We start from the raw sequence: 13337 nt of genomic DNA, 5'->3' as shown, positions 1-13337 counted from the left end.
ATCCATGTCACGAGTTGGCAAAAGGCCTGTGGCGGTTCCGTCGGGTGTGACCGCGACCGTCGATGGGCAGACCGTCAAGATGAAGGGGCCGAAGGGCCAGCTTCAGTTCGTCGTCCATGACGACGTCGAGGTGAAGCTCGAGAGCGGCCAGATCAAGGTCAAGCCGCGCGCCGAGACCAACCGCGCGCGGGCCCTGTACGGTACCGCTCGCGCCCAGGTCGCGAATCTGGTCGAAGGCGTCACCAAGGGCTTCGAGAAGAAGCTCGAGATCACCGGCGTCGGCTATCGCGCCGCGATGCAGGGCAAAAACCTGCAGCTCGCGCTCGGCTACAGCCACGACGTGATCTATCCGATCCCGGAAGGGATCACGATCGCGGTGCCGAAGCCGACCGAAATCACGGTTTCGGGCAGCGACGTCCAGCGCGTCGGCCAGGTCGCCGCGGAGATCCGCGCCTACCGTCCGCCGGAGCCCTACAAGGGCAAGGGCGTGAAGTATGTGGGCGAATTCATCTTCCGCAAGGAAGGCAAGAAGAAGTAACGGAGCCGGTCATGTCCAAAGCCAAGGTTACGAATGCCCGGCGCAAGCGGAGTGTGCGGCTGAAGCTGCGCCGCTCCGGTGGCGGCCGTCCGCGTCTGTCGGTGTTCCGCTCGTCCAAGCACATCTACGCCCAGGTCATCGACGACCTGAAGGGCGAGACGCTGGCCTCTGCCTCCTCGCTCGAGAAGGCGATGCGCGACGGCGGCAAGACTGGTGCCGACATCGATGCGGCGAAGGCGGTCGGCAAGCTGCTGGCCGAGCGCGCCGCCGAGAAGGGCGTCAAGGAAGTCGTGTTCGATCGCGGCAGCTACCTCTACCACGGGCGCGTCAAGGCTCTTGCCGACGCCGCGCGTGAGAGCGGGCTGAGCTTCTAACAGAATTTGAGGATTGAGGCGTAAGCCTCTGAAGGATTGGAAAAATGGCAGAACGCGAACAACGTGGTGGACGCGATCAACGCGGCGGCGGACGCGAACGCAAGGAGCGCGAGGAGCGCGACAGCGAGTTCGTCGACAAGCTCGTCCACATCAACCGCGTGGCCAAGGTCGTCAAGGGCGGCAAGCGCTTCGGTTTCGCAGCGCTGGTCGTGATCGGCGACCAGAAGGGCCGCGCCGGCTTCGGTCACGGCAAGGCGCGCGAAGTGCCTGAGGCGATCCGCAAGGCAACCGAGTCCGCCAAGCGCAACCTGACCCGGGTGTCGCTGCGCGAGGGCCGCACGCTCCATCACGACATCGCCGGCCGTCATGGCGCGGGCCGTGTCTACCTGCGTGCAGCTCCGGCCGGTACCGGCATCATCGCCGGCGGCCCGATGCGCGCCGTGTTCGAGACGCTCGGCGTCCAGGACGTGGTGGCGAAGTCGATCGGCTCGTCGAACCCGTACAACATGGTTCGCGCGACCTTCGACGCGCTGAAGCATCAGGATTCGCCGCGTTCGGTCGCAGCCCGCCGCAACATCAAGGTGTCCACTCTGCAGTCGCGCCGTATCGGTGGCGATGCCGAGGCGGCTGCCGACTAACGGAAGCTTTGGAGTAGACTCCCATGGCCAAGGCCACCAAAACGATCAAGCTCGAGCAGATCGGCAGCGCGATCCGCCGCCATCACTCGCAGCGTTCGACGCTGATCGGGCTCAAGCTCAACAAGATCGGTCGCACCAGCGAACTGCAGGACACCCCGGCGGTCCGCGGCATGATCGAGAAGGTTCACCATCTCGTCCGCATCGTCGACGAGAAGTAAGAAGCGGCGCACGATCCCGAAAAGCGGGGACCGGTTTTCGGTGACGATCGGGCGCAAGACACAAGGAGAAGGGCGATGAAGCTCAGCGATATCGCCGACAACGCCGGCTCGCGCAAAAAGCGTATGCGCGTCGGCCGCGGCATCGGTTCGGGCAAGGGCAAGCAGTCCGGCCGTGGCGGCAAGGGTCAGACCGCGCGTTCGGGCGTGCGCATCAAGGGTTTCGAAGGCGGCCAGATGCCGATGCATCGCCGTCTGCCCAAGCGCGGCTTCAACAACATCTTCCGCGTGGAGTTCGCCGAGATCAATCTCGACCGGCTCCAGGAAGCGGTTGATGCCAAGAAGATCGACGCCGGCAGCGTCGTGAACGTCGAGGCCCTGGTGAAGGGCGGCGTGCTGCGCCGCGCCAAGGCCGGCCTGCGGCTGCTCGGCCGCGGCGAGCTCAAGTCCAAGCTCAACATCGAAGTGCATGGCGCCACCAAGACCGCGATTGCGGCGGTCGAGAAGGCCGGCGGCTCGGTGAAGATCCTCGCCCCTGCCAAGGAAGAAGGCGAGGCGGCGTAACAACTGCGTCATTGGCCCGCGGCTCGCGGGCCTTTACGCATGCGGGACGTGGACTTATCGAAGCCGAGCCCCAGATAATGTCCGGCGTCCGCTAGATAGTAGCCCGGCCGCGGGCATGACGGCGCAACAGGCGGCGGGAGAAAGTCCAAGATGGTCTCTGCAGCGGAACAACTGGCAGCCAATCTCAATTTCGGCGCGTTTGCCAAGGCCGACGAACTGAAGAAGCGCATCTGGTTCACACTGGGTGCGCTGCTCGTTTATCGGCTCGGAACCTACATCCCGCTGCCGGGCATCGATCCCAACATCTGGGAACAGGTGTTCAAGTCCCAGGCGGGCGGCATCCTCGGCATGTTCAACATGTTCGCCGGCGGCGGTATTCACCGCATGGCGATCTTCGCGCTGAACATCATGCCGTACATCTCGGCCTCGATCATCATCCAGCTCCTGACCACCGTCTCGCCGCAGCTCGAGGCGCTGAAGAAGGAAGGTGAGGCCGGCCGCAAGCTGCTGAACCAGTACACCCGCTACCTGACCGTGATCCTGGCCGCGTTCCAGTCCTACGGTATCGCGGTGGGTCTCGAAGGCGCCGGCAACGTCGTCAGCGACCCCGGCATGTTCTTCCGCCTGTCCACGGCGATCACGCTGACCGGCGGCACCATGTTCCTGATGTGGCTGGGCGAGCAGATCACCTCGCGCGGCATCGGCAACGGCATCTCGCTGATCATTCTGGCCGGCATCGTCGCCGAGTTGCCCGCGGCGCTCGCCAACATGCTCGAGCTCGGCCGTCAGGGCGCGATGTCGACCGGTCTGATCCTGGTCGTCATCATCATGGCCGTCGCCGTGATCGCCTTCATCGTGTTCATGGAGCGCGCCCAGCGCCGGCTCTTGATCCAGTATCCGAAGCGCCAGGTCGGCAACAAGATGTTCGAGGGCCAGTCCTCGCATCTGCCGCTCAAGCTCAACACCTCGGGCGTGATTCCGCCGATCTTCGCGTCCTCGCTGCTCTTGCTGCCGACCACGGTTGCGAACTTCAACGCCGGCAGCGGGCCGGAATGGTTCCAGTGGATCACCACTCAGCTCGGCCATGGCCGTCCGCTGTTCCTGATCATGTATCTGGCGCTGATCGTGTTCTTCGCGTTCTTCTACACCGCGATCGTGTTCAACCCGACCGAGACCGCCGACAATCTGAAGAAGCATGGCGGCTTCATTCCGGGCATCCGTCCGGGCGAGCGCACCGCCGAATATATCGACTACGTGCTGTCGCGCATCACGGTGCTCGGTGCGATCTATCTCGCCATCGTCTGCTTGATCCCGGAGATCCTGATCTCCTATGCCTCGGTGCCGTTCTACTTCGGCGGTACCTCGCTGCTGATCGTCGTCAGCGTCACCATGGACACGGTGGCGCAGGTGCAGGGCTATCTGCTGGCCCATCAGTACGAAGGCCTGATCCGCAAGTCCAAGCTGCGCGGTCGCCGCCGCTAGCTGCGGCGACGCTCTAGATGAGCAGGGAGCTCGCGCGCCGGATCGCTTTCACGATTGGCGCGCTGCTCCTTTTCAGGCTCGGCACCCAGATCCCGATCGCGGGGCTGGATGTTTCGCGCCTCTCGTCGTTGCCCAACTTCAACGTCCGCCTTTCGCTCTTTTCGCTCGGCCTCATTCCCTATCTGTCTGCGGCGATCTTTGTCCGGTTGCTGTCCGTGGTGTGGCGCGGCCTGAATTCGCTTGAGCGCTCGGGCGAGGACGGCCGACGCAAGGTCGCCCGTGCAACGCTCGGACTCACGCTGGCTCTTGCTGCCTTTCAAGCCTACGGCATCGCCTCCGCGCTGATTTCCATTCCGGAGCTCGTCAGAAATCCGGACGGCTGGTTCGTGACGACGGCTACGGCCTCGATGGTTGGTGGCGTCTTCGTGCTGGTGTGGCTGAGCGAACAGATCACCCGCTACGGCATCGGCAACGGCCTGGCGGTGATCTTGAGTGTCGGCATGCTCGTCTCCCTGCCGCAAGACGTCGCCGGCATCGCAGATGTCGTGCGGAGCGGGGCGGTCTCGGGCAATCTCGTGTTCATCCACGCTTTGCTCTGGGTCGTGACCGTCGCCGTGATCGTTCTCGTCGAAGGCGCGCGGCGAAATGTTCGGGTCGAGTTCGGCGCGCTCAATGTCGGCGCGCGGCAATTGCCGGCGCGCGCTGCCGTGCTGCCGATCAAGCTCAACAGCGCCGGGTATCTAATTCCGGTCACGGTGGCGCCGTGGATCTTCTTTCTTCCGCTCGCCTTTGCCGGCTTCACCCTGGGCGGCGATCACCCCTTGGTCGCCGCGGCCTACCGGCATCTCCAGCTGGGGCAGCCGGCGCACATGATCCTCGTGTCGATCGCGGTCTTCGTGCTCGCCTTCGTCTACACCGCCTATGTCGTCGATCCCGAGGACACGGCCAAATCCCTGGCGCAGCATGATGGCACCATTCCCGGCGTCGCGCCCGGCGAGGCGACTGCGGACTATCTCGATCGCGTCGTGTCATTGACGACGGTCGTCGGAGCCGTCTACCTGACTGCGTTGCAGTTGATTCCGGAGGTGTTCGACCTTTACGGGATAGGGCTGCCTTATAGTATGGTCGTCGATGGTGGTGCGGCGCTGGTTGTGGTTTGCACCGCTCTTGATATCAAAACACAGGTGCGCGACGTATCGCTCACCAATCCGGGGGGCGTACGCCGATGAGAATTATACTTCTGGGACCGCCGGGGTCGGGCAAGGGGACCCAGGCGCAGCTCTTGGTGCAGCGCTATGGCATCGTCCAGCTCTCGACCGGCGAGATGCTGCGCGCAGCCGTTGCGGCGGGAACGCCGGTCGGGCTGAAGGCCAAGGAGATCATGGCCAGCGGCAGCCTCGTCCCTGATGACGTCGTGGTTGGAATCATCTCCGACCGCATCGACCAGCCGGACGCCAAGAACGGTTTCATCCTCGACGGCTTCCCGCGCACCGTGCCGCAGGCGGAAGCGCTGGATGAGTTGCTGAAGCACAAGCACCTGAAGCTCGACGCCGTGATCGAGCTCCGCGTCAACGAAAGTGCGCTGCTGAGTCGCGTCGAGACCCGCGTTGCCCAGATGCGCGAGCGCGGCGAGGAGGTCCGGGTGGACGACACCCCGGAGGTCCTGACCAAGCGCCTCGCGAGCTACCGCAGCCAGACGGAACCACTGATTCACTACTATTCCGAGCGGCGGAAGCTCTCCACCATCGACGGCATGATGGCCATCGACGAGGTCACCCGCGCCATCCATCGCCAGCTCCTGGCGCTCGGGGCCGTGGAACCCAAGACCCACGCCCGCAGCGCGGCCAAGGCGGCGCCGGCCAAGAAAGCCAAGGCTGGCAAGAAATCGGCCAAAAAGGCGGTGAAAACAGCCAAAAAGGCCGCCAAATCGGCCAAAACCACCAAAAAGACGGCGAAGAAGGCCGTGAAGGGGACCAAGAAGGCGGCGAAGAAAACCGCCAAGAAAACGGTCAAAAAGACCGCCAAGAAGACCGTCAAAAAAGGTTCGAAGAAGGGACCAAAAAAGGTCACGAAAAAGCGAGCCAAGCGCTAGCAGCGGTTGACGAAAGCCCCTGGAATCCCCTAATAAGCCCCGCATCCAAGTCGGATAGTTTCAGACGATGCCGGGCCCCAGGAAGACCGGGGGTGGGCGTCGTGTTCGCGTTTGTGAACACCTGCCCGAGAAAGCAAGCACTTAAGCCCGATTCCTGACGAGGGATCGGCAACAGGAGAGAAGGCCGTGGCCCGTATTGCCGGCGTGAACATTCCCACCAACAAGCGCGTGCTGATCGCGCTTCAGTACATCCATGGCATCGGCCCGAAGATCGCCGGTGACATCATCGAGAAGGTGAAGATCCCCGAGGATCGTCGCGTCAATCAGCTCAGCGACGCCGAAGTTCTTCAGATCCGCGAAGTGATCGACCGCGACTATCTCGTCGAGGGCGACCTGCGTCGTGAGGTCGGCATCAACATCAAGCGTCTGATGGACCTCGGCTGCTATCGCGGCCTGCGTCATCGTCGCGGTCTGCCGGTGCGCGGTCAGCGTACCCACACCAATGCGCGTACGCGCAAGGGTCCGGCCAAGGCCATCGCCGGCAAGAAGAAGTAAGTTTTCGCACTCCATCGCGGCGTGTGGCGAAAGGGGATACCCGTTCGCCACGCGCTTTTCGTTCCACAGGTGTAGCCGCTGGCATTACGGCGGCGTTTGAGATCTTCAGGAAAGGGACTCAATGGGCAAGGAAGCCACCCGCGTTCGCCGTCGTGAGCGCAAGAACATCGCCTCCGGCGTTGCGCACGTGAACTCGTCGTTCAACAACACGACCATCACCATCACCGACGCGCAGGGCAACACGATTGCCTGGTCTTCCGCCGGCACGATGGGCTTCAAGGGCTCGCGCAAGTCGACCCCGTACGCCGCGCAGGTTGCGGCGGAAGACGTGTCGAAGAAGGCGCAGGAACACGGCATGCGCACGCTGGAAGTCGAAGTCGCCGGTCCCGGTTCGGGCCGCGAATCGGCGCTCCGCGCGCTCCAGGCCGCGGGCTTCACCGTCACCTCGATCCGCGACGTGACCACGATCCCGCACAACGGCTGCCGTCCCCGCAAGCGTCGGCGCGTTTGATACCAAGTTGCGGGCGCATCGGCGCCCGCAATGACTTTTGTAAGAAGCCGCGGGCGTGGCCTGCAGCCTTTCTCCAACGCCAGTGTCTGCAACGGCAGTTCGACTGGCCTGTATGGGTGAAACAGTGACGATCCAGAAAAATTGGCAAGAACTGATTCGGCCGAACAAGCTCCAGGTCACGCCCGGCAGTGACTCCTCGCGTTTCGCGACCATCGTCGCCGAACCGCTCGAGCGCGGCTTCGGCCAGACCCTCGGCAACGCGCTGCGCCGCATCCTGCTCTCCTCGCTCCAGGGCGCGGCGGTGCAGTCGGTGCACATCGATGGCGTGCTGCACGAGTTCTCCTCGATCGCTGGCGTCCGTGAGGACGTCACCGACATCGTGCTGAACATCAAGGACATCTCGATCAAGATGCAGGGCGAAGGCCCCAAGCGCATGGTCGTGAAGAAGCAGGGCCCGGGCGTCGTCACCGCCGGCGACATCCAGACCGTCGGCGACGTCACGGTGCTGAACCCGGACCTCCAGATCTGCACCCTCGACGAGGGCGCCGAGATCCGCATGGAGTTCACGGTCTCCACCGGCAAGGGCTACGTGCCCGCCGAGCGCAACCGTCCCGAGGACGCGCCGATCGGCCTGATCCCGGTCGACAGCCTGTACTCGCCGGTCCGCAAGGTCTCCTACAAGGTCGAGAACACCCGCGAGGGCCAGATCCTCGACTACGACAAGCTGACCATGACGATCGAGACCAACGGCGCGATCTCGCCGGATGACTCGGTGGCCTATGCCGCCCGCATTCTGCAGGATCAGCTCAACGTGTTCGTCAACTTCGAAGAGCCGCGCAAGGAAGTCGCCCAGGAGATCATCCCGGACCTCGCCTTCAACCCGGCCTTCCTCAAGAAGGTGGACGAGCTCGAGCTGTCGGTGCGTTCGGCCAACTGCCTGAAGAACGACAACATCGTCTACATCGGCGATCTCGTGCAGAAGAGCGAGGCGGAAATGCTTCGCACCCCGAACTTCGGCCGCAAGTCGCTGAACGAGATCAAGGAAGTGCTGGCCCAGATGGGTCTGCACCTCGGCATGGAAGTGCCGGGCTGGCCGCCGGAGAACATCGACGAGCTCGCCAAGCGCTTCGAGGATCATTACTGAGAATTCGTCGTTCCGGGGCGATGCGCAGCATCGAACCCGGAACCTCGAGATTCCGGATCGCCGCTTCGCGTCGTCCGGAATGACACCATGGGCGAACGCAGGCAGCCCACCTGAGCAACATGTCCGACGAACCGTCGCGGCAGTTTTAAAGTAAGGACTACACACATGCGTCACGGCAAGGTTCATCGGAAGCTCAACCGCACGGCCGAGCATCGCAAGGCGATGTTCGCCAACATGGCGGCCGCGCTGATCAAGCACGAGCAGATCGTCACCACGCTGCCCAAGGCCAAGGAGCTCCGTCCGATCGTCGAGAAGCTCGTAACCCTCGGCAAGAAGGGCGGGCTGGCCATGCGCCGCCAGGCGATCTCCGAGATGCGCGACAAGGATCAGGTCAAGAAGCTCTTCGACGTGCTGGCGACCCGCTACAAGGACCGCCAGGGCGGCTACACCCGCATCATCAAGGCCGGCTTCCGTTACGGCGACAACGCCGCGATGGCCGTGATCGAGTTCGTCGATCGCGACGTCGACGCCAAGGGCCAGGACTCCGGCCCGGTGCAGGAAAAGGAAGCCGAGGCGGCGTAAGCCGCATCGCAAATCTGAATTGAAAGCGGCGCCCTCGGGCGCCGCTTTTTTTATCTACAACGTCGCGCGTCTACCGTCCGGCCTCGCTGCCGTGCCGCCTTTCTCACGCCACGAATGCAACTCTACTGTTCGCGTTCAACCTACGAGGGAAAGCGATGTTTAAGCCGCGATACATGGTTTCCATTGTCCTTTTGGCGCTTTCAATGATCTGGCCGGTCGGCCTCGCGCAAGCCCAGCAGGCATTTCAGCGCTTTCTGCCGTTCCTGGTCGATTTGAATGGTTGGGAGGGCAGGAAGCCGGAGGGCATGTCGATGCAAATGGCAGAGACCAGCGTGACCACTGCGACGCGCGACTACGAACGCGGTGAGGCGCAGGCTCACGCCACCATCATTCTCGGCCCGGCCGCCGAGGGCGCGCTGGCGCCGATTCAGAGTGGCATGAACGTCCAGACGGCGGATGGTCACATGATCACCGGTAGCGCACGGGGCATGCAAGTCTTCAAGACTTTCCACGTCAAGGACAAGTCCGGCATGCTGATCGTCGCGCTCAGCAAAGAGGCGGTGTTCAGCTTCACCTATCAGGGCGTCGGCGAGGACGAGGCATTGGCGCTCGCCGACAGGTTCGACTGGAAGGAGATTCAGGCCGTCGCCCAGAAAAAATGACGGTGTAGCGGGGGCGGACCTGTACAGCACGGCGCACTTGCGCCGTACCCATCACTTCCGTTGGCGAGCAGAAGATTACTCCTCCTTGATCCCCGCCTTCTGCGCGATGTCCTTCATTTCCGCCGTCTCCTTGGTCACCGCGCCGGCCCAATCGTCGAAGCGCGCAAAGCCCGGCTCGAAGCCGACCTTGCTGAAGCGCTCGACGACGGAGGGACTGTTGATGATCTCCTCTAGCGTCGCCGACAGCTTGTCGTGAACGGCCGGCGGCAGCCCCCTGGGCGCGACCACGGCGCCCCATGAGGCGAAGTCGATATTGCCATAGCCGAGCTCGGCGAGCGTCGGCACGTCGGGCAGGAAGGGCGTGCGCTTGCCCGAGAACACGGCGAGCACCTTGACGGTGCCGGCTTCGATCTGCGGCTTCACCGCGATCACGGTGTCGACGTGATACTGGATGTGCTTGCCGATGAGGTCGTTCATCGCTGGCGCGCTGCCCTTGTAGGGCAGGTGGACCATCTTGACCCCGGCGGCCGATTTGAACAGCTCGCCGGCGAAATGCGACACCGTAGCGACGCCGAAGGATGCCAGCGACAGCTTGTCGGGATTGGCCTTCGCCTCGGCGACCAGCCCAGGCAGATCGTTGATCGGGTTGTCCTTGTAGGTGACCAGCGCCAGCGTGATCTTTCCGGTCCGGCCGATTGGCTCAAAGTCCTTCGCCGCATCGTAAGGCACGCTTTCCTTGACGGCCGCCGGCAGCGTGAAGCTCGAGTTCGAGCTGAAGAACAGGGTGTACCCGTCAGGCGCCGAGCGCGCGACCTCCTTGGCCGCGATCGTTGTGCCGCCGCCGGGACGGTTCATGATGATCACGGGCTTGCCGAGCCGCGTCTCCAATTCGCCGCCGATGATGCGCGCGACCACGTCGGAGGCGCCGCCGGGCGGGAAGGGGACGATCAATTGCAGCGACTTTTCCGGATAGACCGCCTGAGCCGGTGCGGGCGCGTTGCCAGCAATCAAACCGACCAAACCGAGCGCAACCGTTAAAGCCGTTCTGTTCATCGCGTCATTCTTCCGTTTCTGTGTGAGTAAGAGAATCCCGGATAGACAAGCAACAATCGTTCCAGTGGCGGTGCGCGGCGTTCGCGGGGTTGCAGGAAAGGTGCCGGGCATCTCACTGATTGGTGAGCGCCGATTGCAGCCCGATCCGCGGCGTCCGATATCCCGATCATCAATCTGATGGAGATAGTATATGAACATCGACCTTTCCGGAAAGACCGCCCTCGTGACCGGCTCGACCGCCGGCATCGGCCATGCCATCGCCAAAGGCCTTGCCGCCTCGGGCGCGAGCGTCGTGATCAACGGGCGCGGCAAGGACAAGGTCGATGCGGCCGTGCGCAAGCTGGAAGGGACGGGCGCCAAGGTCCGCGGCATCGCCGCCGACGTCTCCACCGCTGCCGGCTGCAAGGCGCTTGTGGCCGCTCTGCCGGAGGTCGACATCCTCATCAACAACGCCGGCATCTTCGAGCCGAAGGATTTTTTCGACATCCCCGACGAGGACTGGACCCGCTTCTTCGAGGTCAACGTGATGAGCGGCGTGCGGCTGTCGCGGGCCTACATGAAAGGCATGCTCAAGCGCAACTGGGGCCGCATCGTCTTCATCTCCTCGGAGTCCGGACTCAACATTCCCGTCGAGATGATCCACTACGGCATGAGCAAGACGGCCCAGCTGTCGGTCGCGCGCGGCCTCGCGCAGCTCACCCGCGGCACCGGCGTCACCGTCAATTCGGTGCTGCCGGGCCCGACCATGTCGGAGGGCGTTGAGACTTTCGTGAAGGATCTCGCGAAGCAAAACGGGCAGTCCGTGGACGAGGCGGCAGCCAATTTCGTCAAGCAGCATCGCCCGAGCTCGCTGATCCAGCGTTTTGCGAGTGTCGAAGAGATCGCGAACATGGTTGTCTACGTCGCCTCGAAGGAAGCGTCCGCGACCAATGGCGCGGCGCTGCGGGCGGAAGGTGGCATCGTCAATACGATCGCATAAGAGCCACCTATGACCGCTTATGTGATTTCTGAAGTCGAGATGCGCGACCTCGAGGGATTTGAAGCCTATCGCGCGCTCGCCGCGAAGACGATCGCGCAGTTTGGCGGGCGCTATCTCGTCCGTGGCGGCAAGGCCGAGCTGGCGGAAGGCAACCTTCCGCCGAAGGCCATCGTCGTCGTCGAATTCCCGTCGATGACAAGGCTGAAGGAATGGTACGCTTCGCCGGAATATGCCGAGGCGTTGAAGATCCGCGCCGCTGCGCTGGAGCGGCGATTGATATTTGTCGAGGGCGTGGTGCCAGCCTAGAGCGCCGGTGCCGTAGGGTGGGCAAAGCGCAAGCGTGCCCACCACCTTGATTGCGCGTGTCGAGGAGATGGTGGGCACGGCGCAAGTGCGCCTTTGCCCACCCTACGAGGTCTTAGCTACCACCCCTCCAGCACGATCTTGCCGCGCGACTTGCCGCTCTCCAGCAGCGAATGCGCGCGCTTGAGGTTGGCGGCATTGATCGTGCCAAAGGTCTGGTCGAGCGTGGTGCGTAGCACGCCCTTGTCGATGAGGTCGGCGACATCGTTGAGCAGATGATGCTGTGCGATCATGTCAGGGGTCTGGAACGAGGAGCGCGTGAACATCGATTCCCAGTGCACCGAGATCGCCTTGCCCTTGAACGTGCTCATGGTGAACTCCGGGGGATCGTCGATCAGGCCGAACCGTCCCTGCGGCGCCATGAACTCGGCGATCGCCTTGTAGTGCTGATCGGTGAAGGTAAGGCTCGCCACCAGCGCGACCGGCGGCAGCTTCAATTTCTCGATCTGCTCCTTCATCGGCTTGCCGTGATCGATCACCGCGTGTGCGCCGAGATCGAGGCACCATTTCTGCGATTCCGGCCGCGTCGCGGTCGCGAGCACCGTGAGTCCGGTGAGGCGGCGCGCGAGTTGGATCAGGATCGAGCCGACGCCGCCGGCACCGCCCGTGATCAGCAGCGTGCGCGGATCGACGCTCTTGCCGGGTACCGCGCCGAGCCGATCGAACAGCAATTCCCAGGCGGTGATGGAGGTGAGGGGAAGGGCTGCTGCCTGCGCGAACGAGAGCGACTTCGGCTTGTTGCCGACGATGCGTTCGTCGACCAAGTGGAATTCGGCGTTGGTGCCCTGGCGCAGGATCGAGCCGGCATAAAACACTTCGTCGCCCGGCTTGAACAGCGTGACATCGGGGCCGACGGCATCGACCACGCCGGCGGCGTCATAGCCCAGGATCTTCACCTCGCCCTCGGGCGGGGCGGCGCGCTTGCGTACCTTGTAATCGACCGGATTGGCCGAGATCGCCTTCACGGCGACGCGGATGTCGCGCCCCTTCGGCTCGGGTTTTGCGGCCTCGAAATCGATCAGTGAATTCGAGTCCTCGATCGGAAGCGACTTCTTGTAGCCGACGGCCTTCATGGCGTGTCTCCATCAGTTGGCGCAGCTTGTCGCGTACGCCTGGCCTGCTAACTGTCCCGCTGGCGTCCATTTGGCAAGTACTGTAAATTCGGGGATATAGTCCCTGTTTGGATACTATTGGGAAAACACGCATGAAACGGCGCAATTTCGCCCGTCGTCCCGGCTGCTCGGTCGAGGCGACGCTGGATCTGATCGACGGCAAGTGGAAGGGCGTGATCCTCTACCACCTGCAGAGCGGAACCCAGCGCTTCGGCGAATTGCGTCGCCGGATGCCCGGCATCACCCAGCGCATGCTCACGAAACAGCTGCGCGCGCTGGAGGAGGACAAGCTCGTCATCCGCAAGGTCTATGCCGAAGTGCCGCCGCGCGTGGAGTATTGCCTCTCCGAGCTTGGCGAGAGCCTCAAGCCGGTGATCGACATCCTCAAGGCCTGGGGCGAGAGCCATCAGCAGCGGCTGTCCTGCGCGCCGCCGCCGGTGGTGGTGAAGAAGCCGAAGCGGGCGGCGTAGTGA

The 13337-nt window shown here is 63.4% G+C and carries 18 protein-coding genes; 16 read left to right on the top strand and 2 right to left on the bottom strand.

Going from position 1 to position 13337, the window contains the following annotated elements; genetic code table 11:
* Positions 1–4 precede the first annotated feature (4 nt).
* From rplF to IQ16_RS08460, 13 genes are all read left to right on the top strand, one after another.
* Positions 5–538, top strand: coding sequence for a 50S ribosomal protein L6 (rplF, locus tag IQ16_RS08520; protein ID WP_018647253.1), 534 nt, complete (start codon positions 5–7; stop codon positions 536–538).
* 11 nt (positions 539–549) lie between these two features.
* Positions 550–912: a 50S ribosomal protein L18 gene (gene rplR, locus IQ16_RS08515; protein WP_008549238.1), complete on the top strand. Its 363-nt coding sequence runs from the start codon at positions 550–552 to the stop codon at positions 910–912.
* Between the two features lie 44 nt (positions 913–956).
* Positions 957–1550, top strand: a complete 594-nt coding sequence (rpsE, locus tag IQ16_RS08510; RefSeq protein WP_008136332.1) for a 30S ribosomal protein S5 — start codon at positions 957–959, stop codon at positions 1548–1550.
* A 23-nt stretch (positions 1551–1573) separates the two neighbouring features.
* Positions 1574–1768, top strand: coding sequence for a 50S ribosomal protein L30 (rpmD, locus tag IQ16_RS08505; RefSeq protein WP_018647254.1), 195 nt, complete (start codon positions 1574–1576; stop codon positions 1766–1768).
* Between the two features lie 75 nt (positions 1769–1843).
* Positions 1844–2329 carry a 50S ribosomal protein L15 gene (gene rplO / locus IQ16_RS08500; RefSeq protein ID WP_018322273.1) on the top strand — a complete coding sequence of 162 codons (486 nt, stop codon included), beginning with the start codon at positions 1844–1846 and terminating at the stop codon, positions 2327–2329.
* Positions 2330–2479: 150 nt separating this feature from the next.
* Positions 2480–3811, top strand: a complete 1332-nt coding sequence (secY, locus tag IQ16_RS08495) for a preprotein translocase subunit SecY (RefSeq protein ID WP_018647255.1) — start codon at positions 2480–2482, stop codon at positions 3809–3811.
* 128 nt (positions 3812–3939) lie between these two features.
* The gene (locus IQ16_RS08490) at positions 3940–5040 is read left to right on the top strand and encodes a preprotein translocase subunit SecY (protein WP_244635588.1); all 1101 of its coding nucleotides are present in this window, start codon (positions 3940–3942) and stop codon (positions 5038–5040) included.
* A complete protein-coding gene (locus IQ16_RS08485) occupies positions 5037–5903 on the top strand; it encodes an adenylate kinase (protein WP_018647257.1) in 867 nt (288 codons plus the stop codon). The genes IQ16_RS08490 and IQ16_RS08485 overlap by 4 nt, the downstream gene beginning before the upstream one ends.
* Positions 5904–6089: 186 nt before the next feature.
* Positions 6090–6458: a 30S ribosomal protein S13 gene (gene rpsM, locus IQ16_RS08480; RefSeq protein WP_018647258.1), complete on the top strand. Its 369-nt coding sequence runs from the start codon at positions 6090–6092 to the stop codon at positions 6456–6458.
* Positions 6459–6579: 121 nt separating this feature from the next.
* Positions 6580–6969, top strand: a complete 390-nt coding sequence (gene rpsK / locus IQ16_RS08475) for a 30S ribosomal protein S11 (RefSeq protein WP_007603045.1) — start codon at positions 6580–6582, stop codon at positions 6967–6969.
* Positions 6970–7081: 112 nt separating this feature from the next.
* Positions 7082–8113: a DNA-directed RNA polymerase subunit alpha gene (locus IQ16_RS08470; RefSeq protein ID WP_018647259.1), complete on the top strand. Its 1032-nt coding sequence runs from the start codon at positions 7082–7084 to the stop codon at positions 8111–8113.
* A 165-nt stretch (positions 8114–8278) separates the two neighbouring features.
* Positions 8279–8695 (top strand): 50S ribosomal protein L17, encoded by a 417-nt coding sequence (gene rplQ, locus IQ16_RS08465; RefSeq protein ID WP_018647260.1) that lies wholly within the window; start codon positions 8279–8281, stop codon positions 8693–8695.
* 203 nt (positions 8696–8898) lie between these two features.
* Positions 8899–9357, top strand: coding sequence for a hypothetical protein (locus tag IQ16_RS08460; protein WP_018647261.1), 459 nt, complete (start codon positions 8899–8901; stop codon positions 9355–9357).
* Positions 9358–9432: 75 nt separating this feature from the next.
* On the opposite strand, the gene IQ16_RS08455 is transcribed toward IQ16_RS08460, so the two are convergent.
* Positions 9433–10410, bottom strand: coding sequence for a Bug family tripartite tricarboxylate transporter substrate binding protein (locus IQ16_RS08455; RefSeq protein WP_026312668.1), 978 nt, complete (start codon positions 10408–10410; stop codon positions 9433–9435).
* 190 nt (positions 10411–10600) lie between these two features.
* On the opposite strand from IQ16_RS08455, the gene IQ16_RS08450 reads away from it, so the two are divergent.
* Positions 10601–11389: an SDR family NAD(P)-dependent oxidoreductase gene (locus tag IQ16_RS08450; protein ID WP_018647263.1), complete on the top strand. Its 789-nt coding sequence runs from the start codon at positions 10601–10603 to the stop codon at positions 11387–11389.
* Positions 11390–11398: 9 nt separating this feature from the next.
* Complete coding sequence (locus tag IQ16_RS08445; RefSeq protein ID WP_018647264.1) at positions 11399–11695, top strand: DUF1330 domain-containing protein; 297 nt, start codon at positions 11399–11401, stop codon at positions 11693–11695.
* 116 nt (positions 11696–11811) lie between these two features.
* Here the strand turns inward: IQ16_RS08445 and IQ16_RS08440 are convergent, their stop codons facing one another.
* A complete protein-coding gene (locus IQ16_RS08440) occupies positions 11812–12825 on the bottom strand; it encodes a zinc-binding alcohol dehydrogenase family protein (protein WP_018647265.1) in 1014 nt (337 codons plus the stop codon).
* Positions 12826–12956: 131 nt separating this feature from the next.
* Here IQ16_RS08440 and IQ16_RS08435 point away from each other — a divergent pair, with 131 nt between their 5' ends.
* The gene (locus tag IQ16_RS08435; RefSeq protein WP_018647266.1) at positions 12957–13334 is read left to right on the top strand and encodes a winged helix-turn-helix transcriptional regulator; all 378 of its coding nucleotides are present in this window, start codon (positions 12957–12959) and stop codon (positions 13332–13334) included.
* Positions 13335–13337: the final 3 nt, after the last annotated feature.

It is taken from the genome of Bradyrhizobium huanghuaihaiense (assembly GCF_007830635.1).
Classification (GTDB): domain Bacteria; phylum Pseudomonadota; class Alphaproteobacteria; order Rhizobiales; family Xanthobacteraceae; genus Bradyrhizobium; species Bradyrhizobium huanghuaihaiense.
This window is presented reverse-complemented; position numbering and strand designations above follow the sequence as displayed.

Coding starts and splice junctions, on each gene's coding strand:
- rplO (WP_018322273.1), top strand. CDS start 1,844: ATGAAGCTCAGCGATATCGCCGACAACGCCGGCTCGCGCAAAAAGCGT.
- IQ16_RS08440 (WP_018647265.1), bottom strand. CDS start 12,825: ATGAAGGCCGTCGGCTACAAGAAGTCGCTTCCGATCGAGGACTCGAAT.
- rplR (WP_008549238.1), top strand. CDS start 550: ATGTCCAAAGCCAAGGTTACGAATGCCCGGCGCAAGCGGAGTGTGCGG.
- rpsK (WP_007603045.1), top strand. CDS start 6,580: ATGGGCAAGGAAGCCACCCGCGTTCGCCGTCGTGAGCGCAAGAACATC.
- IQ16_RS08460 (WP_018647261.1), top strand. CDS start 8,899: ATGATCTGGCCGGTCGGCCTCGCGCAAGCCCAGCAGGCATTTCAGCGC.
- rpsE (WP_008136332.1), top strand. CDS start 957: ATGGCAGAACGCGAACAACGTGGTGGACGCGATCAACGCGGCGGCGGA.
- IQ16_RS08485 (WP_018647257.1), top strand. CDS start 5,037: ATGAGAATTATACTTCTGGGACCGCCGGGGTCGGGCAAGGGGACCCAG.
- IQ16_RS08450 (WP_018647263.1), top strand. CDS start 10,601: ATGAACATCGACCTTTCCGGAAAGACCGCCCTCGTGACCGGCTCGACC.
- rplF (WP_018647253.1), top strand. CDS start 5: ATGTCACGAGTTGGCAAAAGGCCTGTGGCGGTTCCGTCGGGTGTGACC.
- rplQ (WP_018647260.1), top strand. CDS start 8,279: ATGCGTCACGGCAAGGTTCATCGGAAGCTCAACCGCACGGCCGAGCAT.
- rpmD (WP_018647254.1), top strand. CDS start 1,574: ATGGCCAAGGCCACCAAAACGATCAAGCTCGAGCAGATCGGCAGCGCG.
- IQ16_RS08435 (WP_018647266.1), top strand. CDS start 12,957: ATGAAACGGCGCAATTTCGCCCGTCGTCCCGGCTGCTCGGTCGAGGCG.
- IQ16_RS08455 (WP_026312668.1), bottom strand. CDS start 10,410: ATGAACAGAACGGCTTTAACGGTTGCGCTCGGTTTGGTCGGTTTGATT.
- secY (WP_018647255.1), top strand. CDS start 2,480: ATGGTCTCTGCAGCGGAACAACTGGCAGCCAATCTCAATTTCGGCGCG.
- IQ16_RS08445 (WP_018647264.1), top strand. CDS start 11,399: ATGACCGCTTATGTGATTTCTGAAGTCGAGATGCGCGACCTCGAGGGA.
- IQ16_RS08470 (WP_018647259.1), top strand. CDS start 7,082: ATGGGTGAAACAGTGACGATCCAGAAAAATTGGCAAGAACTGATTCGG.